General features: G+C 67.0%; 22 protein-coding genes. 15 read left to right on the forward strand and 7 right to left on the reverse strand.

Features of this window, described 5'->3' with window-relative positions:
- The first annotated feature begins 392 nt into the window (after positions 1-392).
- From VMV28_06565 to VMV28_06590, 6 genes are all read left to right on the forward strand, one after another.
- On the forward strand, positions 393-1031 hold the full coding sequence (locus VMV28_06565; GenBank protein HUZ80259.1) for a 50S ribosomal protein L1: 639 nt from the start codon (positions 393-395) through the stop codon (positions 1029-1031).
- Between the two features lie 8 nt (positions 1032-1039).
- The gene (gene rplJ / locus VMV28_06570; protein ID HUZ80260.1) at positions 1040-1900 is read left to right on the forward strand and encodes a 50S ribosomal protein L10; all 861 of its coding nucleotides are present in this window, start codon (positions 1040-1042) and stop codon (positions 1898-1900) included.
- Positions 1901-1936: 36 nt separating this feature from the next.
- Positions 1937-2251 (forward strand): 50S ribosomal protein P1, encoded by a 315-nt coding sequence (rpl12p, locus tag VMV28_06575; GenBank protein ID HUZ80261.1) that lies wholly within the window; start codon positions 1937-1939, stop codon positions 2249-2251.
- An 87-nt stretch (positions 2252-2338) separates the two neighbouring features.
- Positions 2339-3745 carry an amidophosphoribosyltransferase gene (gene purF / locus VMV28_06580; GenBank protein ID HUZ80262.1) on the forward strand — a complete coding sequence of 469 codons (1407 nt, stop codon included), beginning with the start codon at positions 2339-2341 and terminating at the stop codon, positions 3743-3745.
- 3 nt (positions 3746-3748) lie between these two features.
- A complete protein-coding gene (locus VMV28_06585; protein ID HUZ80263.1) occupies positions 3749-4663 on the forward strand; it encodes a hypothetical protein in 915 nt (304 codons plus the stop codon).
- On the forward strand, positions 4660-5409 hold the full coding sequence (locus VMV28_06590; protein HUZ80264.1) for a fibrillarin-like rRNA/tRNA 2'-O-methyltransferase: 750 nt from the start codon (positions 4660-4662) through the stop codon (positions 5407-5409). The genes VMV28_06585 and VMV28_06590 overlap by 4 nt, the downstream gene beginning before the upstream one ends.
- Here VMV28_06590 and VMV28_06595 read toward each other — a convergent pair.
- On the reverse strand, positions 5378-6496 hold the full coding sequence (locus tag VMV28_06595) for a GTP-binding protein (GenBank protein ID HUZ80265.1): 1119 nt from the start codon (positions 6494-6496) through the stop codon (positions 5378-5380). The two genes, VMV28_06590 and VMV28_06595, sit on opposite strands and share 32 nt — an antisense overlap.
- Positions 6497-6726: 230 nt before the next feature.
- The gene (locus tag VMV28_06600; protein HUZ80266.1) at positions 6727-7182 is read right to left on the reverse strand and encodes a hypothetical protein; all 456 of its coding nucleotides are present in this window, start codon (positions 7180-7182) and stop codon (positions 6727-6729) included.
- Positions 7183-7836: 654 nt separating this feature from the next.
- On the opposite strand from VMV28_06600, the gene VMV28_06605 reads away from it, so the two are divergent.
- Positions 7837-9726 carry a DUF87 domain-containing protein gene (locus tag VMV28_06605; GenBank protein ID HUZ80267.1) on the forward strand — a complete coding sequence of 630 codons (1890 nt, stop codon included), beginning with the start codon at positions 7837-7839 and terminating at the stop codon, positions 9724-9726.
- Between the two features lie 472 nt (positions 9727-10198).
- On the opposite strand, the gene VMV28_06610 is transcribed toward VMV28_06605, so the two are convergent.
- On the reverse strand, positions 10199-10996 hold the full coding sequence (locus VMV28_06610; GenBank protein ID HUZ80268.1) for an IS5 family transposase: 798 nt from the start codon (positions 10994-10996) through the stop codon (positions 10199-10201).
- 258 nt (positions 10997-11254) lie between these two features.
- Here VMV28_06610 and VMV28_06615 point away from each other — a divergent pair, with 258 nt between their 5' ends.
- The 4 genes from VMV28_06615 to VMV28_06630 all read left to right on the forward strand — a co-directional run bounded on the left by VMV28_06615 (position 11255) and on the right by VMV28_06630 (position 14216).
- The gene (locus VMV28_06615) at positions 11255-11482 is read left to right on the forward strand and encodes an AbrB/MazE/SpoVT family DNA-binding domain-containing protein (GenBank protein HUZ80269.1); all 228 of its coding nucleotides are present in this window, start codon (positions 11255-11257) and stop codon (positions 11480-11482) included.
- A complete protein-coding gene (locus VMV28_06620; GenBank protein ID HUZ80270.1) occupies positions 11470-11880 on the forward strand; it encodes a PIN domain-containing protein in 411 nt (136 codons plus the stop codon). The genes VMV28_06615 and VMV28_06620 overlap by 13 nt, the downstream gene beginning before the upstream one ends.
- 382 nt (positions 11881-12262) lie before the next feature.
- Positions 12263-13042: a proteasome assembly chaperone family protein gene (locus tag VMV28_06625; protein ID HUZ80271.1), complete on the forward strand. Its 780-nt coding sequence runs from the start codon at positions 12263-12265 to the stop codon at positions 13040-13042.
- Positions 13043-13064: 22 nt separating this feature from the next.
- Positions 13065-14216, forward strand: a complete 1152-nt coding sequence (locus VMV28_06630) for an SAM-dependent methyltransferase (protein ID HUZ80272.1) — start codon at positions 13065-13067, stop codon at positions 14214-14216.
- Here VMV28_06630 and VMV28_06635 read toward each other — a convergent pair.
- A complete protein-coding gene (locus VMV28_06635) occupies positions 14209-14892 on the reverse strand; it encodes a hypothetical protein (GenBank protein HUZ80273.1) in 684 nt (227 codons plus the stop codon). The two genes, VMV28_06630 and VMV28_06635, sit on opposite strands and share 8 nt — an antisense overlap.
- Before the next feature lie 68 nt (positions 14893-14960).
- On the opposite strand from VMV28_06635, the gene VMV28_06640 reads away from it, so the two are divergent.
- The gene (locus VMV28_06640) at positions 14961-15419 is read left to right on the forward strand and encodes a toprim domain-containing protein (protein HUZ80274.1); all 459 of its coding nucleotides are present in this window, start codon (positions 14961-14963) and stop codon (positions 15417-15419) included.
- Here VMV28_06640 and VMV28_06645 read toward each other — a convergent pair.
- Positions 15416-16030 carry a 50S ribosomal protein L15e gene (locus VMV28_06645; protein HUZ80275.1) on the reverse strand — a complete coding sequence of 205 codons (615 nt, stop codon included), beginning with the start codon at positions 16028-16030 and terminating at the stop codon, positions 15416-15418. The two genes, VMV28_06640 and VMV28_06645, sit on opposite strands and share 4 nt — an antisense overlap.
- A gap of 573 nt (positions 16031-16603) precedes the next feature.
- Here VMV28_06645 and VMV28_06650 point away from each other — a divergent pair.
- Positions 16604-17479, forward strand: a complete 876-nt coding sequence (locus tag VMV28_06650) for a hypothetical protein (GenBank protein ID HUZ80276.1) — start codon at positions 16604-16606, stop codon at positions 17477-17479.
- A gap of 210 nt (positions 17480-17689) precedes the next feature.
- Here VMV28_06650 and VMV28_06655 read toward each other — a convergent pair whose 3' ends face one another.
- A complete protein-coding gene (locus tag VMV28_06655; protein ID HUZ80277.1) occupies positions 17690-20146 on the reverse strand; it encodes a thermopsin family protease in 2457 nt (818 codons plus the stop codon).
- A gap of 773 nt (positions 20147-20919) precedes the next feature.
- Entirely contained in the window at positions 20920-23535 is a 2616-nt protein-coding gene (locus VMV28_06660) for a thermopsin family protease (GenBank protein HUZ80278.1), read from the reverse strand.
- Between the two features lie 218 nt (positions 23536-23753).
- On the opposite strand from VMV28_06660, the gene VMV28_06665 reads away from it, so the two are divergent.
- Positions 23754-24473 carry a nucleotidyltransferase domain-containing protein gene (locus tag VMV28_06665; protein ID HUZ80279.1) on the forward strand — a complete coding sequence of 240 codons (720 nt, stop codon included), beginning with the start codon at positions 23754-23756 and terminating at the stop codon, positions 24471-24473.
- Complete coding sequence (locus VMV28_06670; GenBank protein ID HUZ80280.1) at positions 24470-24892, forward strand: HEPN domain-containing protein; 423 nt, start codon at positions 24470-24472, stop codon at positions 24890-24892. Before VMV28_06665 ends, VMV28_06670 begins: the two co-directional genes overlap by 4 nt.
- The last annotated feature ends 39 nt before the right edge of the window (positions 24893-24931 follow it).

The following is a 24931-nucleotide window of genomic DNA, read 5'->3' on the forward strand; positions in this document are numbered from 1 at the left end:
CGCCGAGGCTTGATAGCTATATAGGCGTAGCTCCGCTCCTCGGCGGAGGAGTTGGGGTTCTCCCGTCCACGAGGGCTGGCAACCGTCCGGGAAGCTCCGTTTCTCTAGGGCCCTGGACGAACTTGGGCAAACGGTCGAGCTCACTTCCAGCCGGCTCGACCCTCTCCAAGGAGGTCGTCGCTAGGCAGCGGCACGTGACTTTGGCTCCCATCGGACCATCCGCCGAGTTTCTGCGAACAGTATCGCCCCGGCCACCGGTTGCTCCGGGGAGATGGATGGGCTCGGGCCTCCGACCGGACCGAGCACGTACCGGTTTTCTATCGACGATTCGAGGGGGCCGCAACAAGGCTTTATGTAGGGGTGCCTGCTCCGCCGCCGCACCGGATTCACCGATGGCAGATCGTAACTCGCTCGAGGTCGTCACAGAGGCGCTCCAGAAGGGGCCGGAACGCAAGTTCCCCGAGTCCGTGGAGCTCTCCATCAACCTCAAGGACCTGGACCTCGCGATCCCGAAGAATCGTCTGGAGGACGACGTGCCTCTCCCCAGCGGGCGGGGCAAGCCGGTCAAGGTGGCCCTCTTCGGTACCCCCGAAATGTGCCAGAAGGTCCGCGGGGTCGCCGACAAGATCATTCCGTCCACCGAACTCGAGGATTTCATGAAGGACGCGAAGGGAGCGAAGCGCACGGTCGATGACATCGACTTCTTCCTCGCCGAGGCCCCGCTGATGCCGACGATCGGTAAACGACTCGGAGTGGTACTCGGCCCGCGCGGCAAGATGCCCCGCCCCGTTCCTCCGGGGAGCGATCCCACGAACCTGATCAAGGCGCTCCAACGATCGGTCCGAGTCCGCTCGAAGGGCAACCGCACCTTCCACGCTGCCGTTGGAGCCCGCGGAATGCCGCCGGAGGAGATCGCGCAGAACGTCGATGCGCTCCTGAGCCGCGTGGTCGGCAAGCTCGAGCGCGGTCGGACGAACATCGAATCGGTCTACGTCAAGACCACCATGGGGCCGGCCGTCCGGCTCTGGTAGGAAGGAAGATGCCCGGCAGGAAGACCCTCCGTCCCGAGAAGATCGCACGCGTCGAGGCGATGCGCGCCACCGTCGCCAGCGGCAAGGTCACGGCGCTGGTCGGGCTCCGTGGAGTTCCCGCATCCGCCCTCCAGTCCATGCGCCAGGAGTTGCGCAACCGAGGTCACCCGATCCTGGTGGCTCCGAACAGCACCATCCGGCACGCGATCGAACGCGCGATCGAGACCCGCCCATCGCTCCAACCTCTCATCGCTCAGGTCGACGACCAGACCGCGGTCCTCTCTGCCGAAGGGAACCCCTTCGCGCTCTTCGCGGAGTTCGCGGCCACTCGCTCTCCGACCCCGGCCCGCGGCGGCGAATCCGCTCCAGCCGACATCGTCGTTCCCGCCGGGACCACGAGCTTCAAGCCCGGTCCGATCGTCGGCGAGCTCCAACACGCCGGCTTCCCCGCTGCGATCGAGAAGGGCAAGGTCGTCCTGAAGAAGAACACGGTCATCGTCAAGCAGGGAGCTACGATCTCGCGCGAGGTCGCGGGCCTCCTGACCCGCATGGACATCTTTCCGCTCGAGGTCGGACTCGATCTTCGCGCCCTCGTCGATGGGGACACGTTCTACCCGCACGACGCCCTCGCGATCGATCTCGAGGCTCTGCGGGCCTCCTTCGCCCGGTCCGCTCGTGCGGCGCTCGGCCTCGCGGTCGCGATCGCCTACCCGACCAAGACGTCGACCCCGATCCTCCTCGCGCGCGCCCATCGCAGCGCCCTCGGCCTCGCCGTGGCGGGTGGGTACATCACGAAGGAGACCATCCCCGCGCTGTTCGCCCGCGCCATGCGCGAGGCGGCGGCGATCCAACACCTGACAGGCAAGTAGGGAATCCCCGAAACCAATCGAACGGAGAGTGTGAACATGGAGTATGTGTATGGTGCGCTGCTGCTCAACGCCGCCGGAAAGCCGATCGACGAAAAGGGCCTGACGGAAGTCCTCGGCGCGGCGGGCGTCTCGCCCGACGCGGCCCGGGTCAAGGCGCTGCTCGCCTCCCTCGAGGGAGTCAATGTCACCGAGGTTCTCGCCAAGGCCGAGACGTTCGCGGCTCCGGCCGCGGCCCCCGCCGCCCCGGAGAAGAAGGACGGCAAGGGCGAGAAGAAGGAAGAGGAAAAGAAGGAAGAGAAGGGCGTCTCTGAGGAAGAGGCGGCCGAGGGTCTCTCCGCCCTCTTCGGCTGAACTGGGGAATGCGAAAGCGCACGGCTTAAGACCCGGGTTCGGGTCGCTCCGGGCGGAGACTCCCACGGGAGGGCTCCGCCTCGAGTCATGCCGGCGCACGAATTCTGCGGCGTCGTCGGAGTATCCCTCCAGGGCAAACCGGCGGCACCCCTGCTGTTCCGGGGCCTTCGGGCCCTCCAGCATCGGGGGCAGGAGTCCGCCGGGATCGCCACGACCTCCCACGGGGTGCTCCATCTGCGCAAGGGGATGGGGCTCGTCCACGAGATCTTCACGGAGGAGCTCGTCGATGCGCTCCGAGGGACGACGGGCATCGGCCACACCCGCTACTCGACGACCGGCACGAGCGACCTCGAGAACGCCCAGCCTCTGGTCGTGAAGCTACGCGGCGAGGACGCCGCGATCGCGCACAACGGCGACCTCGTTAACTTCGAGCGCATCCGGCGTCGGGTCCAGGCGCAAGGCGTGGAGCTGATGGGCTCGGCGGACAGCGAGACCATGGCGCAGATGATCGCCATCGAGTACGGCCGCACGCGCGATCTCGAGCCCGCAATCCGTCGCGCCTGTGCCGAGCTCGTGGGCGGGTACGCGGTGGTCCTGATCGTCGGGAACCGCATCGCGGCGTTCCGCGATCCGCTCGGGATCCGTCCCCTCGTCCTCGGCTCCCTCGAAGGGGGGGTGGCGGTCGCGAGCGAGTCGGTCGCCATCGAGCTGATGGGCGGCCGGACGATCCGCGATGTCGAGCCCGGCGAGGTCCTCATCCTCGAGCACGGGGAGATCGCGCACACCTCCAAGATCGCCGGGACGGGCGAGCGCGCCCACTGCATGTTCGAGTGGGTCTACTTCTCCCGACCGGATTCGGTCGCCGAGGGTCGGTCCGTCTACGATGTCCGCCACCGGATCGGCCAGCAGCTCGCGCGCGAGGCGCCGATCGATGCCGATATCGTGGTGCCGGTCCCCGACTCCGCGCGTCCGCAGGCGCTTGGGTTTTCGGAAGCGACCGGGATCCCGTACGCCGAGGCGCTGATCAAGAACCGGTTCGTCGAACGGACGTTCATCCTTCCCGACCAGAAGCGCCGCGAGCAGGAGGTCCGCGTCAAGCTCCACCCGGTCCCGGGGCTCCTCAAGGGCCGGCGGGTCGTCCTCCTGGACGACTCGATCGTGCGCGGAACCACGCTTCGCGAGATCATCGGCATGGTCCGTTCGGCCGGTGCTTCCCGGGTCGACGTGCGGATCGGATGCCCGCCAATCCGCGCACCGTGCTACTTCGGCGTCGACATGAAGGTGCGCAAGGATCTCGTGGCGGCGGATCGTACCGAGGAAGAGGTCAGCGCGGTGATCGGGGCGGACAGCGTCCACTACCTTTCCATCCCCGGGCTCGTCGAGGCACTGAACATCAAGGCGGAGAACCTGTGCCTCGGTTGCCTCACCGGGCGCTACCCGGTCGAGGTCCCGCAGGAACGTCACCGCTACCAGAAGTCGCTCGCGGAGTTCTAGGGTGTGGCCGGCGCGCTCCTTCTATCCCGGGGCCGGTTCGTCTTTCTCCTCCGGCCGGCTCCCGCCCGCCTCGTGGCGGCTCCGATCGCGGAGGACCTGACCGTAGCGGCCCGCCGTCTGACGGGCGGGGCCCCGACGGAGCTCCCGCGGACGATCGTCGATGCGATTCGGTCCCTCGGTCCCGCACCGCTCGCTGTAGATCCTCCGATGCTCGGCGGTCCGGCGGGCGAACTCGGTGCCGTGATCGCGGGACTCTCGCCGGCGGAGGTGCGTCGCGCGCGGGAGGCGCTGCCGCCCCTCGAACCCCTCGAGGAGCGTCTCTTGATCCTCGCGGTCGGGCGGGCCGCCCTGGACGAGGCGATGCGCTCTCCAGAGGAGATGCTGGTGTCGCTGACGCGGGAAGAGGAACGTCTGGAACGTGCGCTTCGAAGGGAGGGAAACGCGGCGGAGCAGTTCGTGTCCGTCTCCGATTCGCCCCTCGCGGCGTACGCCGAAGCGTGGGACGGGTTCCGAAGGACGTTCGCGCGTCACCACTCCGAGCTCGAAGGACGGGTCCGATCTCTGGCTCGGGAGATCGCACCCAACCTCTCGGCGGTGGTCGGCGCCAAGGTCGCCGCGCGCCTCATCGCCCTCGCCGGCGGCCTCGAGCCGCTCGCGCGCGGGGACTCGGCGCGTCTCCAGCTGCTCGGATCGCGCCGACGGCCCTCCCGCGATCGCGGGCCCCGGTTCGGAGTGATCCGCATCGCCGATCGCATGTCGGACGTCCCGGACGATCGGAGGGGCGCCTACGCGCGCAGCTTGGCGGCCCTCGCCGTGGCCGCCGCCCGTGCGGACGCGTACACGCGCGCCGATCTCACCGCGAAGCTTCTCGTGCGGCGAGATCGACGGGTCGAAGCCCTACGTCGGAGGCGTTCGTGAGACGCCCGACCCCGCTCCAACCCTCGGAGCGGAACCCTCGCCTCGTGGAGCAGCGCTCCGAGGATCGAACGGTCTGGTTCACCGAGACGGTCGGTCACGAACCTCCCGTCGCGCGGGAACGCTGGTTCACCCGAGGCGGCCGAACGTATCGATCGTGGGACCCGAGCCGGAGCAAGCTCGCGGGGGCGCTCGTCCATGACTGGCGCGGCGACATTCCCGAGCCCGGCGAGCGATGGCTCTACCTGGGCGCCGCCACCGGCACCACCGTCTCGCACGTCGCGGACCTCGTGGGGCCGGAGGGACGGGTCTACTCGATCGAGGCCTCCGTGCGGCCGTTCGGCCGCCTGCTCGCATTCGCGGAGCGGTGGCCCAACGTCCTCCCGATCCTCGCGGATGCGAGGGCGCCCGAGCGCTACTCCGGATTCGTCCCGCTCGTGGACGGGGTCTACACGGATCTGGCGCAGGCCGACCAGATCGAGATCGCACTCGCCAACGCGCGTCGATACCTGCGGGGATCGGGGAAGTTCCTCCTCGCGCTGAAGACGTCCAGCATGGGGCGAGAATCGAGCGCGGTGGAGCACCTTGCCATCGCCACCGAGACGCTCGGCCGATCGTTCGATCTCGACCGTTCCGTACACCTGGCGCCGCACCACCGCGCCCACTACTTCCTCGGGGGTCGCCCCCGTCGCAGCCTCTTCGACCCGGCGAACGGTGCTAGGTCGCCACCTGGCTCCCGCGCGCGATGATCACCGTGACGACATCCTCGTCTCGAAGGATGTGGGCGCGGCCGACGGTCTGACCCGGGAATCGGGCGCTCGGGCCCCAGATCTGGGCCGCCCGGAATGTGCGCTGAAGATCGCCGGGGAGCCGACGCAATAGATCGCTGATCGTGCTGCCGGTGCGCAGGATCACGGGATCCTCCCGGTCGGGAGGCCGGCCGGGGGGCTTGACGTAGATCCGGACGAACCGCAGGGCCCGGCCCATCTTCTCGACCAAGTTGTCCAATCCGACCCGGTTCTTCGCCGAGATGAAGATCGGGTCGAACGGGGCGAGATCCGCCCGCAGCCGCTTGCGCTCCTCCTCGCTGAGCGTCTCGGCCTTGTTCACCCCCAGGATCGCGTCGATGTACACCCGGTTCCCTGCGAGCACGTCGATCAGCTGGTCGGCGGTCGCGTCCTCTCGGAACACGATGTGGCCGTTGTGCATTCCGAATTCTCGCGCGATCTCGGCCGCGAGGCCGCCCGCGAGGTGCGTCAGTTTCACGGTGCTGGCGATCGTGAGCCCCCCACGGTCGTGAGTGGTGACCACGATCTTCGGCGGTCGGGTGTTGAGTCGCACCCCGCTCGACTCGAGCTCCGTGATCAACGCGCGCAGGTTGGTGTGTTCCGGATCGACGAGAAACAGAACGAGGTCCGTGGAGCGAACCACCGACAAGACCTCGCGGCCGCGCCCGCGTCCCGTGGAAGCCCCGGGAACGAGCCCGGGCATATCGAGGATCTGGATCGACGCGCCAGACCAGCGCAGCATGCCGGGGATGATCGACACCGTGGTGAAATCGTAGGCTGCGGCGACACTTTCCGCCGAAGTGAGGGAGGTGAGCAGGGTGGATTTGCCGACCGACGGATACCCGACCAGTCCCACCGTGGCATGTCCGCTCTTGCGGACGGAGTAGCCGGGCCCGGCACCCTTGCCCTTCGCACGGGCCTCCCGTTCGAGGCGCAAGACGGCGATCTTCGCTCGCAGCCGCCCGATGTGGCGCTGGGTCGCCTTGTTGTACTGGGTCTTGCGGATCTCGTCCTCGACCTCGGTGATCTGCTCCTCGATCGATGACATCGCCCCGGGCCCGTTCCCTTCGGCCGGGGGGACTCGACACCGTACTTGAGTCCTCCGACGGGCGCTTTCTATGAGGAATCTCAGCCGTGGGGGAATCGGGCGAGCTCATGGGCTACCGAGGCGGGCGACTCACTTTCGGCCGGCCCGTCGCTCTGCCTTCCGATCCTCGCCTTCCACGCCGTTCCCCGGAACTTCGAGCTCGCTGAATCGCCCGCTCGAACTCCCTTCGGTTAGGCATGCTTCGACGGTCGAAGGCCCATCTCGGTGAGAGCCTCGTCCTTGCGAGGGTTTCGCTTGTAGAGTGACGGGTGGCGAGGGGTCCAACCGGGGTCCTTCGAAAATCGGGGCCGAGGAGTGGCTCGAAGTCGATCCGGGAACATCCGGTCTGCTCGCTCGCGCCGGTCCACCCGGTCGAACCAATCTTTCCACCACACCGCACGAATCCTCTTCCGCAGCAAGGAACCGAGGTCCGGATCGAGCAGGACCCATCCGGATGGTCCACTACGTCCGATCAGGCCCGACTTCTCCAACCTCCGAAGTTCGTCGTACGCCTTCGACACCGGCACGCCGCCGACCAGGGAGACCCGGTACCCGGTCACGGGGCGAAATGCGTTCGCGAGCACGGCCAGAACGCGGAGCCTTCGCTCGCTGCCGCAGAGCGCGACCAGGCGGCGATCGACCTTCATCAAATTTCGAACGGACATCGATTGTATTAATGCGCCCCCAACGGGGAGGTATTCCTATCGCGCGTGGCTCGATGTGAGCGAAGTACGCTCGGAAGTGGGCCGGGCCGCTTACCTGAAGCCGTGCAGGTTTCATCGTTCGAGAGCCCCGTAACGGACACCGAGCGCCCCGGTGTGGGTGCGGCGGTGCAGCAGGCGACGGGTGGACCTCGTTGGCGATATCGACCGCGAAACGTTCTCGGACGCCCGGAGGAACTCGATCGCTTCCGCTCTCGCCTCTCCGAGGGATTGCGGATAGGGCACGGACTGGGCGCGTCCTTCCGCATCGAGTTCGACTCGGGGATCGGAGGAGGCATCGCCGTCTCCTCGGAGGGACCCGTCGCGGGCCGGTGGTTCGGGCGCGTCTTGGCCGGAGCGTACGACCACCATCGATGGGCTCTGTCGGAGTCGGGGACGCGACCCTACCCGGTGTTGCTCCGCATCGGCGCCCCGATCCTCTCCTGGCCTCACCCGCTCCGGTCCGGCTTCGAACCTTCGAGCTGGGGAGACTCGATCGCTCTCGGAATGGGAGCGCTACCGCCGGGACTGAGGCTGGTATGGTCTCTGGCAGCCGCCGCATCTCCACGAGCCCCTATCCCACTCGCGGCCGGAAGACCGATGGCGGTAGCTCCCGCAGCAGGCGTTCTCGTGCGGGCTCCCGGGCCGATCACCGAGACCGAACGGCGATGGCGAGATCGTTGGGAGGAGCAGCAGCAGGCGTTGCGCTGGGTGGCCACCGTATCCATCCGGAGTGGGCCCGTCGTGCCCGCGCGGGCGGCCATCGATCGCGTCACCGAGGTCATCCAGTCGGTGACTCGCTCCCCTGGGGGTAACGGGATCCGCTTTCGCCCGGCGTCCCGGTGGTGGGCCGCTCGCCCCCGGCCCTTCGTCTTGACCGAGCCGGAACTCCTCGGGCTGCTCCCATCCCCGGAGTGCGTGGTAGGGGAGGCTCCCCGAACACCGGCTCGCTTCCGGCGAGAGTTGGTGGTGGGTCGAGCGGATATAGGGACCCTGCTGGAGCTTCGACTCGATCCGCAGGAAGGTCGCCACCTCGCGATGCTCGGCGAGACCGGGATGGGAAAGAGCACGCTCTTGACGGCCCTGGCCCGACAGGTCGGGGCGAGGCATGGGGTCGTCCTCCTCGATCCGGTCGGTGATACCGGCCGGGCCCTGTTGAGCTCGCTCGATCCCGAGACGCGAAAGCGGACGGTCTGGGTCTCACCGGCGGAGTCACCGATCGGGCTCAACGCTCTCGCCGGGGGAGAGAACGGCAACGAGGCCCCCGGTCCGCGGCAAGTGGCGGATCTGGTCCAGGCGCTACGACGCGTGCGATCGGGCCGGTACGCAGAGAGCGCATACTGGGGACCCCGGATCGAGGACGTGGTCACGCGCGCTCTCCTCGCGGCGGGCACGATCCCCGGAGGAACGCTCGCGGATGCGCTCCAGCTCCTGGAAGCTCCCGAGCGGCATCGGTCCCCCGTCGCGGGCGAGGCGGGAGCGGCGTGGCGCGACCTCCGTCTGCAGGCGCGAGAGCGGCCGGAGGAGACGGACGGTGCTCGGCGCCTTCTGTACGAGGTCGCCGGGAACTCGGTGCTGACCCGGCTCCTGTGCGAGCGGCGGCCGCGATGGTCCTCCGCGGAACTCCTGATCGATGGGCGAATCACCGTCGTCACGGGGGACGCCGCGACGATCGGGGAGGGATCAGCGCGCCAGCTCCTGTCCATGTACCTCGCGCTGTTGTGGTCGGGGATCCTCGCTCGTTCCCGCCCGACGAAGACGTTCGTGATCCTCGATGAGGCTCAGTGGTTCGGTAACGAAGCCCTCTCCGAGATGCTCAACATCGGGCGACGGTTCAACATCCATCTCGTCCTGGCCACTCAGGCTCTGGGGTCGCTCAACGAGAACGTGCGTCAAGCGATCGCGACGAACGTCGCCGACTTCATCCTGTTCCGAGGATCGCCGGACGATGCTCGAGAGTTCGGGAGGATCGCACGTAGTGTTTCCCCCGAGGAGCTGATGTCGCTCGGTCGCGGGGAGGCGATCCTCCTTCGAGGAAAGGCCGGCCGCTTCGATCGACTTCGCACGCCGATCGGCTTCCCCACGGGAGTCGACCCCGAGGTCTTGCGGGGGATCGCACGGTCGTCGATGGCGCGCTTCGGCCCACGGATCGAGAGATGGACCGAAGCGACTATGGAGGAGCGCCCGCGAGCCCCGCCCCGACAGGTATCGCGGCCGCACGGCATCGATGCCGCGGCGCGGACGCTCCTCGAGCAGATCGCGGGGAAGCCCGACGGCGCGCTCGTGCGCGTGCACCTGAGCACGTTGCGGGAGGGGAGCGACGATGACGCGCTACGCGCCCTCGGCGCCGCCTTGGGCCGCGAGGGGATCCTCCATCTCCATAGCCGGGACGAAGCAGGGCCGTACTGGGAGCTGCGTCCCGGAGCCGTCCGCGCCAGGCTCCTTCCTGCAATGCGGATGCGTTCGGCAGGTGCCGTGAGGCCCGCTTGAGGGCGAATAGAACAGCCCCCGGACAGTGCCGGCCCCACCCGCGACTGACCGCCCGAACGATGGACGGGCTCCGAACGTGGAGCGGCACTCCGGACGCCGGAGCCCGACCGGACCTTCGATCCCCGGCCCGCACGGTGCGGTTTCCTAAGAGCCTATCCGGAAACCTTACGCCGTGATTTCTTGGAGAGCCGGGCGATCTCCGCATCCGCCGCTGCCACTTCTTCGGCCGCGCATTTTGGGCACAAATAGAGGACCGCGGGACTCTCGGGCTCCGACATCGAGAGCCATCCCTTCTCGAGAAACATCCCGCCCTGGTACGGCCCCTCTCCGGGATAGGCCAGCACCGACGTTCCGGGGCAATCGTCCGTGGCGCACGCCACGGGGATGAGCGTCCCTCCCAACCGACCTCGCTTCGTCCGTGGCGCGCTGGACCCTTTCCTCATCGCTCTTGGGGGCCGAGCGGCCCCGACCCTTATAGAAGTCGGGCCGCCCGAAGAGCGATCCACGCGCAAGCGATGTGGACGAACCCGAGGTAATTCACCACCTTCTTCTCCCACCGCACGAGAAGGCGACGGAACCGGTTCATCCACGAATGGGTGCGCTCGACCACCCATCGATGATTTTGAAATCGAAGGCGCTCTCGGCGAGGAATGGTACCCTCGCCCCTCCGACGAATGTGGTGCTCGTATCGGTACGCCTCGACGACCTCTTCCACCTCCAGGTAGTCGTATCCTCGATCAAGGCAGATGTGCTGACGGACCCCTCGGGGCGGGCGGAGGGGTCGAGAATCGAGCGTCCCCTCGACCAACTTGCAGTCATTGCGATTCGCGGGTGCGGCCACAATCCCAAGCGGAACCCCCCGTCCATCGGTCAACAGACTTCGCTTCACCCCGGACTTCCCACGGTCGGTAGGATTCGGGCCGGTCCTATCGCCACCGAGCGGCGCTTTGGTCATCGTGCCATCCATCGATTGCCACGCCCAACGGATCCCGGTCTTCTCGTCGTAGGCGAGGAGAGCCTCCGCCCACAGTCGCTGGAACAGGCCCGCGGCGCACCACTCTTGGAATCGATCGTGGACGGTGCTCTTGGGTCCGAAACACCGAGGGAGGGCTCCCCACTGGATGCCGGTACGGAGCAGGTAGACGATGCCCGCGAAGCACCGCCGGTCGTCGGCCCGAGGACGACCCCCTCGAGGAGACGGAGCGCGTATCGGGAGGAGGGAAGAGACTCGAAGCCAGAGATACTCGGGAAGATCGAACTCAGAAGGAATCGCTTGACCGACGAGCACTCAGGAGATTCGGCCCATCAGCGGGTCAAGCCGGGGTTCGACTCGAAAGGAGGTTTCCGGATACGCTCTAAGTCCGGTGGCTCGGAAGCCGCGCCCCGCTCTGTCCCGACGGGTGCTGAGCCGCCGATCGTGTCGGCGAGCCGCTCTGCCGGCCCCGGGCGAGTCGAAAGGAGTAACGAGTTGCGACCGTCGGCTTTACCCGGGGTAAAGTTTATGGCCCCGGGTCCGGTGGAGGAGTCGATGGCGAAGACCGCAGTGGTCAGCTCGAAGGGTCAGATCACGCTCCCCAAGGAGCTCCGCGAACGCCACCATTTGCAGGAAGGTGCGACCGTGCTGGTCCTCGAAACGAAGGAGGGGGTTCTCATTCGGTCGGGGCGTCGTACACTGCGGGGGTTGTTGAAAGGCCACATCGACCCCGACAAGGCGGAGAAGGCGGTCCGCTCCCTCCGCGAGGAGTGGAGGGTCTGACCGACGCCGTTATCGACACCGTGGCCCTGATACGGCATCTGGACGACTCGCTTCCGCCGGCCGCCGAGCGGGTCTTTCGGGAGGCCGAGGACGGGTTCGGTCGTCTCTTCCTGCCCGAGGTGGCGCTGGGCGAGTTCGCCTATCTCATCCTGCGGGGACGGGTCCGGGTCCCTCACCCTCGAGCGACCGTGCAAGAGGTGACCGACGAGGTCCGCGCCTCGGGCTATCTTCGGGCCGCTTCTCTGGGGTCGGCGGGCTGGGGGTACTTTCTGGACCTGGAGATCCCGGAGCTGCACGACCGGATGATCGCGGCCGTCGCGATGTCTCGCCGCCTACCGCTCGTCTCGAACGACCCGGCGTTCCGGTCCGTCCCCTCCCTCCGTGTGATCTGGCGATAACGATCCCCGGCATGGGCCGGTCGAACGATGATGGACGCCTTGGCGCAGTCGGACGGCGGGTTCGACCTCCGACCCCGCTTTCGCGTCCGCCGGACCCCTCGGGAGGAGAGGCACGCCTCTGCGGCGTCGACCAAGTGCCGGGTGCGTTCGAGGGTGCCGGCGATCTCGCGGACTTGAGCGGGCACCTTCCGCCCATGTCCCAAGGTCAAGAAGGCCCGCGCGTTGTTGAGCGAGTTCGACGCCCGGCTCGAGGCTCGCGTCATCCGGGCCACGAGGCCCGATCGAGCAGCGTTCCAAGAGGCCGCTCATTGATGAGTGCCCCATGACCTCGGCTTCACCGAACTGTTATCTATCGTCCTCGGGTCTCAGCGATGGAGCGCACATGGACGACGTGGTGATTCTGCCGACCGAGAAGGTCGCGCTGCGCGACCCGATCCTCGTCGAGGGACTCCCGGGCGTCGGCAATGTCGGCAAGCTCGCCTCCGATTATCTCCGGGACCAGCTGAAGGCGAAGCCGCTCGCCACGGTCTTTTCCCGCTTCTTTCCGCCGCAGGTCTACGTCAATGAGGACGGGATCATCCGGCTCGTCTCCAACGAGCTATCGTACTACCGGAACCCGAAGGCCGCGCGGGACATCGTGATCCTCGGCGGCGACTACCAAGGCATCAGCCCCGAGGGCCAGTACGAGATCACGCACCGCGTTCTCGAGTTCGTGCACAAGCTCGGGGTCCGAGATCTGTACACCCTCGCCGGGTTCGCCCAGGGCCACGTCGTGGAGAAGCCTCGCGTCCTCGGCGCTGCGACCAGCCCCGCGCGTGTGGAGGCCATGAAGAAGCTTGGCGTGATCTTCTCCCGCAACGACCCCGGAGGGGGGCTCATCGGTGCGAGCGGTCTGTTCCTCGGGCTCGGACGCATGTTCCAGATGGAGGGCGTCTGCCTCATGGGCGAGACCTCCGGGTATTTTGTAGATCCCCGCGGCGCCCAAGCGGTGCTCAAGATCCTTTCTCAAGCAATCGAGGTCGACGTCGATTTCAGAGACCTCGAGTCGAAAGCGAAGGAGATCGACCGGATCGCCCAGCGCATCCACGATTCCGAGAAGGGAGCGAACGAGCCCACCCCGGGCCCGAGCCCGGCCCGCGAGGACATCGGGTACATCGGCTGACGCATCTTTCGAGCGGTTCTCCATGCCCTCGCCCCGTCCTCCGAGCGCGGCGGTGGACGAGACCGCGGAGGATCTCGCGCGAGAACGGGCTTTGGTCGAACGCATAGGCGCGAGCGCAGAGACCGATGGGTTCGTTCCATTCGACCGGTTCATGGATTGGGCTCTATACGCCGAAGGGATCGGGTACTACACCGGCCCTACGAACCCGCTCGGTCGATCGGGAGATTTCTACACCGCTCCGCACGTCCATCCTCTGTTCGGTCGAGCATTGGCCCGGCGCGTGCAGCAGGTGCGCGATCGGTTCGTGGCGGACGCGCCCTTCCGCGTCGTGGAGCTGGGCCCCGGGGATGGTACCCTCTCCGCTGCGGTCGTGGAAGAGCTCGGTCGAGAACCCGATGCGGGGTCGCGCTACTCCTACGTCCTAGTCGAACGCTCCCCCTCGCTTCGGACGGCCTCGCTCGAACGCGCCCATGCGTTCGGGGCCTGCGCCGGGATCTCCGTTACGACCGAGGAAGGGCTCGGTTCCTCGGGTCCGTTCGTCGGAGTGGTGATCGCGCACGAGGTCCTCGACGCCCAGCCGGTGCGCCGCCTGGTCTACCGACGGGCGGGCTGGCAGGAGCTCGGCGTCCGGGCGGTCGGGGATCGCGTAGAGCCGGCGGAGTCGCGACCTTCCCGCCCCTTGCCTCCGAACCCTCCCGCTGCTCCGCAGGACGGGGAGATCTGGGAACATGCGGCGGGCACTACGACCTGCGTGCGCGCCATCTCCGACCATCTGGCGAGCGGGGTCGCGATCGTGATTGATTACGGCATGGACGCCGCGGAGCTCCGAAGCGCACATCCGACGGGAACTCTCGCCGGGGTCCGACGCCATCAGCCCGTGGAGGAGCCGTGGACGCATCCCGGGCGCGTCGACCTGAGCACCTTCGTCGACTTCACCCGCGTGCGCGCCGACGCCACCCGGTTCGGCCTCTACGAGCTCGCCTACTCTTCCCAGGCGGAGGCGCTCGGCCGGTGGGGGTTCGACGAGCTCCTTCGGGAGGCGCTACGGGCGGCCCCGTCGGCCGAGGCCCGGGTCCGGACCCAGCTTGCGGCCAAGAGCCTACTGTTCGGGTTCGAACGGTTCCGGGTGCTCGAGCTCGCGCCCGCCGGGGGCGTCGTACCGCCTATCACGTAACGGTCTTTGCGGGCCCCGCGGTGACCCGTTCCGCGATCTGCGCATCGATCAGGAGCTGGGCGGTGTCGCCCGGAAGGGACAGAACATCCTCCCTCCGAAGCTCGATGGTCTCCGATCCGACGGTGATCGGGCGACCGTCCTTGACGATCCGCACATAGACCAGTGGGGCTGCGACTCCCGGGGTCTTCCGGGTCGGCGGGATTGGCGGCGATCCGGGGGTCCCTGTCGCGCGCGGTTCGGGCTCCGGTGGCGCAGAAGTAGGTACCGATTCCACTTTGTCGGCTGGATGGGTCGGCGTCAGGTACGGGGCGACCGCGTGTCGATGGGAGGCGAGCGTCGATACGAGGCGGTCCAACAGTTCTCTCTCCTCCGGGAGCGTGTTCGGGACCTCCCGAGGTCCCCCTACGCTCGCGTGCAGGGCGGTCCCGACCAGCTTTGCCATCCGTCCCTCCACGATGTCCCGGGAGAGGCTGCTGGCCCTCTGGTAGGTCTGCCGTGCGAGCTCGCCCTTACGATCCGAGGGGTTCTCCCGCAGCTCGGCTTCGTAGGAGCGACGCAGCTCGGCGAGATAGCTCGCCGTCTGGCTGTAGAAGTTGTGGGGAAGCTTTGCGAGCCCGCCGCGGGAGGCGTTCTCGTTCCTTCGCCACTCTAGAAGTTGGCCGTACTGGTCGGGCATCGCGGTGGGAACGGTCCGATGGGGACCCGAGGCTATAGGAGTTGCGGCGAGTATGGGCCGAGCGAACGATGCGCGGGGGGGAGGACGCCGACCCGGCCTTCGACGAATTCCTGGAGCTGTGGCGTCGGCTCTGGCGCGCGAACCGCGACGACGCCGCGGTAATCCTGGTCGAAGGCGAGCGCGATCGCCGATCCCTGACCCGTCTCGGCCTGGAAGGAGAGATCGCGCTCGTGCACCGCGGAAAGTCCCTCGCCGAGACCGCGCAGGCGCTCGTGCAGCGCCACCGGGCGGTCATCCTGCTCACGGACTGGGACAGAGAGGGAGGGAACCTCGCCCGACGGCTCCGCGCTCTACTCCAGGTCGGGGGGGTCGCGCTCGATCTCGAGTACCGGCGCCGTCTCGCCCGCATCCTTCGCGGAGAGGTGGTCCACGTGGAGGGACTCTACGGATGGGCCCAGCGCATGGCCGAACGCCGGGGCGCCACGATCACGGAGACGCTGGAGCGCCTGCAGGCCGACGGCCCCTAAGGGATGACCTTGGTCTGGGTCCGGCGCGTGTCCCGGCGGTTGCGCGTGCGCGAGGGACGCATCCGTTCGGCACCCTTGCCTTTCCAGCGGAGCCCACGGGTCTCGCGACCGGCGCTCGTTAGACCGCGATAGACCCGACCCTTCTGCGTGGGGGCCGCCATCCACTCGGTCTTCGGGTCCGCGATGATCGACGGGTGGCTGACGTCGACGAGGATGACCTCGAAGAACTTCTCCTTGCCGTCCTCTCCCACCCAGTACGAGTTCAGAACCTCGAGATTCGGATAGTGCTTCTGCGCGCGCTCCTCGGCGATGCGCTTCAGGCTCTTGGCGAGGGTCATTCGATTGATACCCTTGCGCTTCGGGCGACGCCCGGCGATGATCGCCCGGTGCCGCTGGCCCCCTCGGCGAACGCGCACGCGAACGACGATGAATCCCTCTTTGGCACGATAGCCGACGGCGCGGGCCCGGTCCAGTCGGACCGGGTGCTCGACGCGGGTGACGGTGTTTTCCCGTCGCCAGGTCAATAGCCGCTCGTGGCGGAGGGCGGCCCCTTCGTCCCCGAGGGTGGCCCGGAACGACCGGCCCATGCGGCTGTACGCGGACTCCGCCATGCTGGAAACGCGCGGCCCACCCGCGCCCCGACTATAAAGCCTCCCCCGCTCTCACCGCCGGGGCGGGGGAGTCGGGGTCCGTGCCGCGCCCCGTACGTATGACCCGTTGCTGCCATCCGGCCCCAGCGCGGAGCCCGGCGGCTAGCGCGATACCCTCCTGCGGGCCCAGCCTTCGGCTGGCCTCTCTTCGTTCGCGTTCCGAACTTTCAAATAACCCTACCCGGATAGGCGTGGGAGCACGAGGACCCGTGGGCGCAACAGCGCTGACAGAATGGTCTCCCGAACATCGCCGCGCCGGACTCGGCTCGCGCTCTGGAGTGTTGCATGAGGGCTTGTAGTAAGTGCGGTCGGGCCAACGAGGATTCTGCCAGCTTCTGCCACGGGTGCGGTGCTCCGCTCGCTATGGCAGGGGCCCCGGCGTACGCCCCCCCTGTTTCATCCGCCCCTCCTTCGCCGCCGAGCCCATACTCTCCCGGGCCCCCGCCGGCCTACGTACCTCCGCCGGCTGCTCCCTATCCGCCCCCGCCCGGAAGCGCCTCCGTTCCACCCTACTCGCCCCCTCCCTCGCCGTACGTGACCGCGGACCTCTCTCGACCGTCCGCCCGACGACCTCCCGGCTACCGACACCGCAGGAGAACGACCGCGGCGGTGCTCCTTGCGCTGGGGTTCATTCTATCGGCGATCGCTCTCGGCACCGGGTGGTGGTCGGTGAGTGGAGGGGGCGTTAACATCTACTATACCCCCGGCAACTCGTTCTCCTGCAGCGGCGCCGGTTGTCCCACCACCCTCACCTACTCGGTGATCAGCAGCCAGATGGCGAACCTGTACTCCGCGATCGATTACATGATCATCGTCGTGGTCATCCTCGCCATCATCGCTACCGCCTTCGCATTCCTCGGGGCCTACGGTGTGACCTTTGGCCGAGGTCAACTGAGCCTGATCGTACTCCTCTCCGTCGTAGCCGGGGTGCTGAGCGTGGCACCGGTCATCTACGCCGCCCTCGGACAGCCTGCGGCGTTTCAGGCCGCCAACGGCGGTTGCAACGGCCCATCGTACTGTACCTCGTTCTTCTACGGTTCGTACGGCACCGGAGCCAGCACCTTCAGCTACGGCCCGTTCGTTGGATGGTACGCTGCTCTCGTGGGCTTCGTCTTCTTGATCGCGGGAGGCGCGCTATATTCACGGACCAGAACGGAACCGTTCACGATGGACGAACTGGCGGCCTCGGCCCAGTTGCCTGTTCCGGGCATGGTCCCTGGAGCACCCGGTGGAGCTTCTCCTTGGGCGCAACCTCCCGCTCCCGCATGGCCGCCCCCTCCCCCCACCCCGCAGCCCGGCTGGCCTCCGGTGCAGCAGGGCTCGGCCCCACCGATCACGTGCCCCCGTTGCGGGATGACGAACGCAAGCACCGCGACCAGTTGCTGGCGTTGCCAGTCCCCGTTGCGCTAAGTACCTATCCGAAAACCCCGGAAGGTTCGCGGAGTTCACGCCGCCTTCGTTCATCGGCTCGACCGTAGGGCCCGGGTTCTCGCGAGCCTCCCCGTCTGGCGAGAGTTCCCCCTGTGGAAGGGCGCCCGGGAACCAGCTGCGGCGGACGTGCGCCATTGGGCGACCCCAGCGTCGGGGCCCCTCTGCCCTCGTCGAATCGAAGTTCAAACCTCACGCCCGCGGCTGACCGCACTCCGCGCAGAAGCGGTGGGTCGGTTGCAGCGGTCGCCCGCACGAGGTGCAGAACGATCCTCTCGCGGGGTCCGCCGCAACCACCGGCGGCGTCCAGGGCGCGGAGGGAGGGGGCGGTGGCGGCCAGGCGCCCGGCGGAGGGGAAGCGTAGGGAGGAGGTGGCGGCGCAGGAGCGTACGATACGGGAGGGGCCGCCGGAGGAGCCCCGCCGGGTCCCGGTGGGGCTCCGTAGGAATAGGGTGGCCCGAGCGGGGGAACGCCGGGCGCTGCAGCGCGACGGTTTCGCGCGGCCCGTGACCTCGAGATTAGTGCGGCCGCGATCACCCCCACCACCACGACGGCCGCTAGGCCGCCCACGACGATGTATCCGGTAGACCCGGAAAATCCGAGGAACCCCGAGCCGCCGGCCGTCCCTCCACCTCCCGAGGCAGTGAATGCGATCGAGACACTCACCGAGGCGCCGGAGACGGACACCGTCCCGGACACGGGAGATGCGGTGAACCCAGACACCGCCCCCACGGTGTAGTTGTAGGCCCCGTTCGCTTCGGCGAACGTGATCACCGAACTCGTGGAGCTCGCCGTCCCTCCGTTCAACGTCACCGACCACGAGGTTCCCTGCGAGAGCCCGGTTTCGGAGAAGATCACCGCGTACGATCCGGGGCCGGTCGCGGTGAAGGTGACCGAGATGCTCACACCGGCCCCGGAGACGGAGAACCTCCCGGACGAGGGGGACGGGGTGAACCCGGACACCACCCCCACGCTGTAGTTGTAGGCGCCGTTCGGTTCGGCGAACGTGATCACCGAACTCGTGGAGCTCGCCGTCCCTCCGTTCAACGTCACCGACCAGGAAGTTCCAAGCAACAGACCGCTTTCGGTGAACGTCACCGAGTACGTCCCGGGAGCGCTGGCCGTGAACACGATCGCTTCTGTCACATTGGCCCCGTTCACCGTGACGAGGCCGTTCGCCGGGTTCGCCGCGTAGCCGGCGGGAGGCCCGACCCCGAACGAGTAGGTTCCATCCTTCGCTCCGGTGAACTGGATGTAGGTGCCGGTCGTGCTGCCGAAGTATCCTGCGAAGGTCACGTTCCATACGGTGCCCGCGGGCAGGCCGCTCTCGACAAACTCCACCGTGTAGGTCGTGGTCGCGTTCCCTCCCACCGTGATCTGTGTGTAGCCCGCCGGGAGGGCGAGCGGCGGGAGAACGTAGCGATGCCCTCCGCTGACCACCGTGATGCTGTAGGTGTACGGGATGATCGTGCCGTTCCACTCATTCCCGTCGAACGTCCCGACCGCCGGGCCGCTGTACGAGGAGGAGTTCAGGTAGACCGTACCGCCATTCAGCGTCGGTCCGCTGATGTTCAATTGCACGACCTGACGAATGTCGTACAGCTGCCCGAGGGCGCCGGGGCCGTAGCTCTGGGCCCCGATGGGGATGGCGCCTTGGGAAGCTGGGGTGCCCACGACCCCGCTGATCGTCTCCGCCGTGTCGCTGCCGAAGTTGAACTCGTTGTCCGGCACTTGGAAGTTGTGCCCGTTGAGGTACTCGATCGCCGCGTAGGTCTGAAGGGAGGTAGCGGCCATCGTCGAGGCACCGCCTCCGGGACCTGCTACGACGAGCTCGGCATCGAAGAATTGACCGTTCGGGGCGTAGAGGTTCCCATCGACGAGATAGAGGGGCCCGTACTGAAGGGGGGCCGTCGCGAAGAGGAAACGTGCGGTGTCGTACGCCACCGGGTTCCCGTTGTTGATGGCATCTCCGAACGTGACGGATGGCACGCCGTTCGTGATCCCCACCTGCATGAGGAAGTAGATGGGATCCGCCGCGGAGAGCGTGGTGTAGTTCGTGCTGTCCAAGTAGTAGTACCACCCCTGACCGTTGGACGTGAAACTGACCTGGCCGTGGCCCTGGATCGTGCTGTTGTACATGCTCGAACCGGCGGCGCTCGCGTTCCACACATTGTCGATGAATTCGATCGTCTTGGCCTGCGTGTCGACGAGGGCAACGTCCTGCGTCCAGTAGACGTAATTCGTTCCCCCCTCCTGGAAGGTCATGACCGCGTTGAGTTGGATCCCGGCCGTATAGGCCCCGCTTCCGAGGCTCGCGTTGTAGGTCCCGAAGTCGGTCGGGGTGTACTCCCCGATCCATGTGGTGGTCGTATAGGAGTACGGATTGCCGTATTCGTCGACCCCATAGTCCGTAACGCCCATCGGCGCCGGCTCGCTGGAGTAGGCCCCATAGGGGTAGACGGAGTCATTGGCGGTGAGGGACGGCATCCGGGCGGGGATCTTGGGAGGAGCGACGGGATAGGGAGGGGCCTTGGAAGGAATTCCACTTCCGGCCGGCGGAGCGAGCGCGGCCGTCGGATGGACGCTTCCCGGCGCTCCCCCCATCGTGCGCCAGTTCGCCCAGGACGGAGGCGTCCCTGCCAGGGCCATAGAAACCGCGGGGCCTGATGGAACGGTCTTCTTCATCGAGTCCGGGTCGGCGTGCGGCAGCGCGCCCGGGGGCGCGCCGAGGGAGTAGGTCGATCCAAGGTTCGAAAGAAGGAGCGCGATGAAGAGAGCGCACCCGAGGACCGCCCACCCCGACCGGAGCCTCGGAAGCGCGCTCGGCGGCCCACGCCGGCGGCCGGCTGACGTATCCCTCGGAGAGAGGCTGCGCTGGCCCGCCCGCGGTCGATCTCCCGACACGGTCATCGTCCTCGCGACCCCCGACGACGTCCGATGGACCGGGCGGGCGACTGAGGCACTGCGCTACTCGCCGGCAGCGAGATGGACAATCCGAGCCCGCTCTGCAGCGGTCGCCGCGGGAGATTTCGGCGATCATCGCTGGGGAATCTCGCGAGTGCCCACGAACGCACCCGCGGTAGTTCATCGGAGTCGACCGGGGCCGGTCGGTGACCAGGGTAGCCCGATTCCCGGGCCGACGAAGCGTCGCTTCGCGAGTCGCCCACGCTCCGGGCATATGGTGAATGAGGTACTTATTCCCGGTGTTCGTGATCCGCAGGGTCGGACGCTCCGCGCTCGGCCAGCAGTCGTAGATCGTCCGCCCATCGTCTTCGAGAGTTGGACTCCAGAGGACTACATCTGCCAGTCCCAACGCGGTGCCCGAGCGACCGGGCCGGAAGAGGGTCCAGCTCCGGGTAGGAGGAAGCGATCGCTACTCGCCTCACTCCCGAGAGCCGGGCCCCGGGAGGCGCCCGGTCCCGTCAGTGGAGCGTCAGCACCACGTACAGGCTCTGGTCGACCACGCTCAGAGTGCCCGTCGCCGGCGTCACCGAGGGTCCGCCTGGAAGGCCGGTTGCGGTGAAGGTGTACGTCCCGGGAACCTCGTAGAACACCAGGAAGTAGCTCGTAGTGGTCTGCGTGACCCCGTTCATCGTCACCGACCACGCCCCGCCGAAGCCGGGTCCGTAGGCGGCGAAGACGACCGCATACGCGATGAGCGGATACGGCAGGTAGTCGCCTCCGGTCGCGATGTAGCCGAACTCATCGTACGGCAGGGCGGTTCCCGGCGCGTAATCCGCCCAGAAGTTGCCCCCTTGCCACGCGGATCCGATGATGCTGCCCGTCAGCCAGTACCCGTTGAAGATCGAGACGATGAACGCGGGCTCGATCTGCGTCAGGTTCCAGTTCTCCGCGTTGAGCTGCGGCGATCCGAAGAACATGTTGACGTTGGGCGCGAAGGCGGTGATCGATGTGCCGACCCAGTTGTTGTAGATCCAATCCCCGCTCTCGAACGCCCAGATCGCGACCGGGGGTCCGTTGACGGCGCCGTTGCCGGGGAACATCGTGGGAGCAAGGGCGGTGCTGTTCAGGAAGATGTTGCCCCACACGACGTTGTCCGTCGGGGCCGCGGGGTTCACGCCCGCCAGGAGCAGCGAACTTCCTTGGCTTACGAAGACGCTGTCGCCCACGAGGTCGTTCGTCCCGCCCCAGATGACCACATTAGCGAGAGGCAGCAGGCCGAGCGGGCCGTAGTCCTGGAAGAAGAACCAACCGCTGATCCCTTGCGCTCCCCAGATCGAGACGTGCGACGAATCCACGATCTGGAACTGGAGGTTGTTCGTCGACGGAAGCCCGAAGAACGCCAGGGCCCCATCGTAGCCCGACTGGTACGTCACGTTCAGGAGCGAGGGGTTGTTGAAGCTCACGTACGCCGTCGTATCAGCGATGATGACCCCGGGGAAGACCGGGTACAGGTAATCGTTGAACTGCCCGAAGACGGAGTCCAGCCCACCTAGGGCGGGGTTGTTCTCGATGATGTACGGAACCGTCGCGGTTCCAGCTCCACCGGAGGAGATCGCAGCGAGTTGCGCGTTGTTCCATGCGTCCAGGGGTGTGTAGACCCCGATGGCGATGTTGCGTTGCAGGGCGAAACTGAGGCTCGCCAAACCCCCGCTCCCGACCGAGGTCGTGACCTGGATCGGGTTGTAATCGCTCATCATCACGTCGATCGTGTACGTCCCCGGAGCGAGCACATAGCTGAAGGTACTCGCGGTCTGGGTCGGCGCCCAGGAGGCGAGGTTCGGATCGAAACTCGACCCGGGCGTGAAGAAGACGAAGGCATTCGATGGAGAGATCGGTCCGGAGAACGTGCCTTGTCCTATATTCCCGCCGGGGGTGGAACCCCACAGTGGTTGGGGGATCGACGGGCCCGTGTTGAGCTGCACCGTGCCGGGCGATGTGTAGCTCACGGCGATCCCTTCGGAGGTCTCACCGGTCTCGGAGCCAAGGTTCCAGGCCGACAGCGGGTTCGCGTAGCTTGAGGTCGTGCTGTCCCAGTACTTCAGGCTCTCCGAGCCGCTGATCCCGTAGACGGATGTCGTCGTTCCACCACCGGGGCCACCGAGCATGATCTCGGCGTCCCACGGGATGAAGCCGGTTGGGTTGACCTGAGAGCCGTCGACCAGATACGGGGCCGCCGGCACCTGACCGATCGGCGTCTGAGAGGCGAAGAGGACGGTATCGTAGACCCCGGAGGCCTGGCTCTTTCCGGTGGTGGGGTCGATGACGTTGTAACCGAACTTCACGGTCGAGTAGCCGAACCCGGTGGAGGCAAGGTTCGTCGTGCTGGAGTTCAGGTAGAGCTGCACGGTGACGGGGAAGGTGATCGGGAAGGACGGGCCGATATCGTAGTAGTAGGCCGGGTACACGGGAGTGCCGTTGTAGGAGTAGAGCGTGCCGGCCGTCAGTGAAACGGCAGGGGAGGAGAAGTTCCAGATGTTGTCCAGGAAGGTGATCATCCCGGGACTGGGGTAGTTGAAGTAGAGCACGTTCTGGTTCCAGAAACTGTAGGTGCTCGTGGTCCCGACGGTCGTTCCGTTCGTCACCGCGTTGAGCTGTACCCCGAACGTGTTCTGGCTGCCGTTGGTCGAGATGGCACCATCGTTGGTCAGGAGGAAGGTGTTGACGCTGTTGAGCGTGATCGAGCCTTCCCAGCTTTGCGTCTGCATGGAGTAGGCTGTGGGGGTTCCCGTCGTGTTGAGGACGCCATACGTACCGATCCCCATCGGTGCCGGGGCTTGCGTGCTGAGGGGCTGCACGACACCGTTAGAAACTGTGGAATGTCCGAGGAGGTTGGGCAGAGAGACCGCTTCCATCGGGATGTGGTCCGCCTTGGTCTGAGCGAGGATGTGCTGTACCATCGCCGAGCGCGCCGAACTCCCGGCCGACGAGGCCGCCGATGTGGCGGTGTGGGTTGAGGGCGCAGCCGCGCTCGCCGGACTGGCTGCCGGATGGGCATTCCCGACCACCGCAAGGCCGAAGGCCGAGATCGTCACTGCCACGACCAAAATCGTCAGAACAACTTGACGCACCGACATATCGCTCTCCCCACGCCTCCCCTATTAAAGCCCTTTCGGACGGGGAGATTCGTTGTGGAGTACGAGGTGCGGGGCCGCCCTTTGTGGACTGGGCGGTCCACGAGTGCGGGTCTCGGGGGGGAGCTCCGGTCCGTCACCCAATCGGGACCTACCACCCGGTGCCGTTCCCGTTCCCTCGTTCGACAGGCTATATATCCTGATAGTCTATATCGAAGTGCGTGCCGAGTGCAACGGGCCTCTCGATTCCAGCCTCCTTCCTGCGGTTCCGCGAACGGTTCGGTGACGAGCCGTTCTCTGTGTCGGACGCTGCCCAGGTCCTCCGAGCGAGGCCGTACCTCGAGCTCTCGCGGCTCGCCCGGCTCGGGTGGCTCTTCCGGATCGGAAGGGGTCGGTACGCCACGGTGGACCCTCTCGTTCGCCTTACGGCGGGGGTAGAAACGAATCTCCGTCCGTTCCGGTCGAAGTGCTTCTACCCGATCCTCTATCGCTCGGCGGGTGAGATCCTTCGCTTGTACTCGGGTCGTCTGCGCGCGATCGCGCTCTTCGGTTCGTGCGCCCGCGGAACCTCGGGGCCGGAAAGCGACCTGGACCTCCTCGTCCTCCTGACGGAACGGCCGATATCGGTCTACGAGGACGCGAGGGAGCGGGGCCGGCTAGACGGGTCCGCGGCTCCGCTTCTCGTGGACGAATTCGACCGGACGAAACACTACCATCGGGCCCAGGTCCTCGTCGCGACGGAGGAGGACTTCGCTCGACCGGCCCCGGTCCTCTTCGACCTTCCCCAGGAGGCCCGGATCCTGTACGACCCCGATGGGTCGCTCCGCTCGGCACTTCGCCGACTCTCTCGCCTTCTCCGCGAGAAGGGAGCCCGGCGGATTGCCCGTGCTGGCGAAGCACCGTACTGGAAGCTAGGAACGATCCTCGAGGCGACGGCTTGAATCTGAATGCCGCCCGTGGGCTCATCGAACGAGCCAGCGAATCGCTCGACGGAGCCGAATACGCCCTCCGCCGAGGACACTTTGCGAACGCAACGAGCGAGGCTCAGCGGACGGTCGAACTCTCCATAAAGGCCGCCCTCTACGCGGTCCGGGTCGAACCGCCCAGGGGACACGATATCCACGACTGGCTCCTTCGGCATCGCGATGCCTTTCCGCCGGCCGTACGGAGCGAGGTCGGCGAGTGGGCGATGGCGATGAGCGAACTCGCTCGACTTCGCGAGGCAGCGGCGTACGGAGAACCCCGCGCTGGACGCACGCCCGGCGCCATATTCTTCGATAAGCGCGAGACGGGGCGGCTTGTCGGGAGGGCTCGTTCGATTCACGAGTCGGTCTCGGGCTTCCTCGGCGCTCTTCGGTAGGTTGCGGCTAAAGTCCGGGACCCGGGCGACTTCGATCTA

Source organism: Thermoplasmata archaeon, from assembly GCA_035532555.1.
Taxonomy (GTDB): Archaea; Thermoplasmatota; Thermoplasmata; order Lutacidiplasmatales; family UBA184; genus Lutacidiplasma.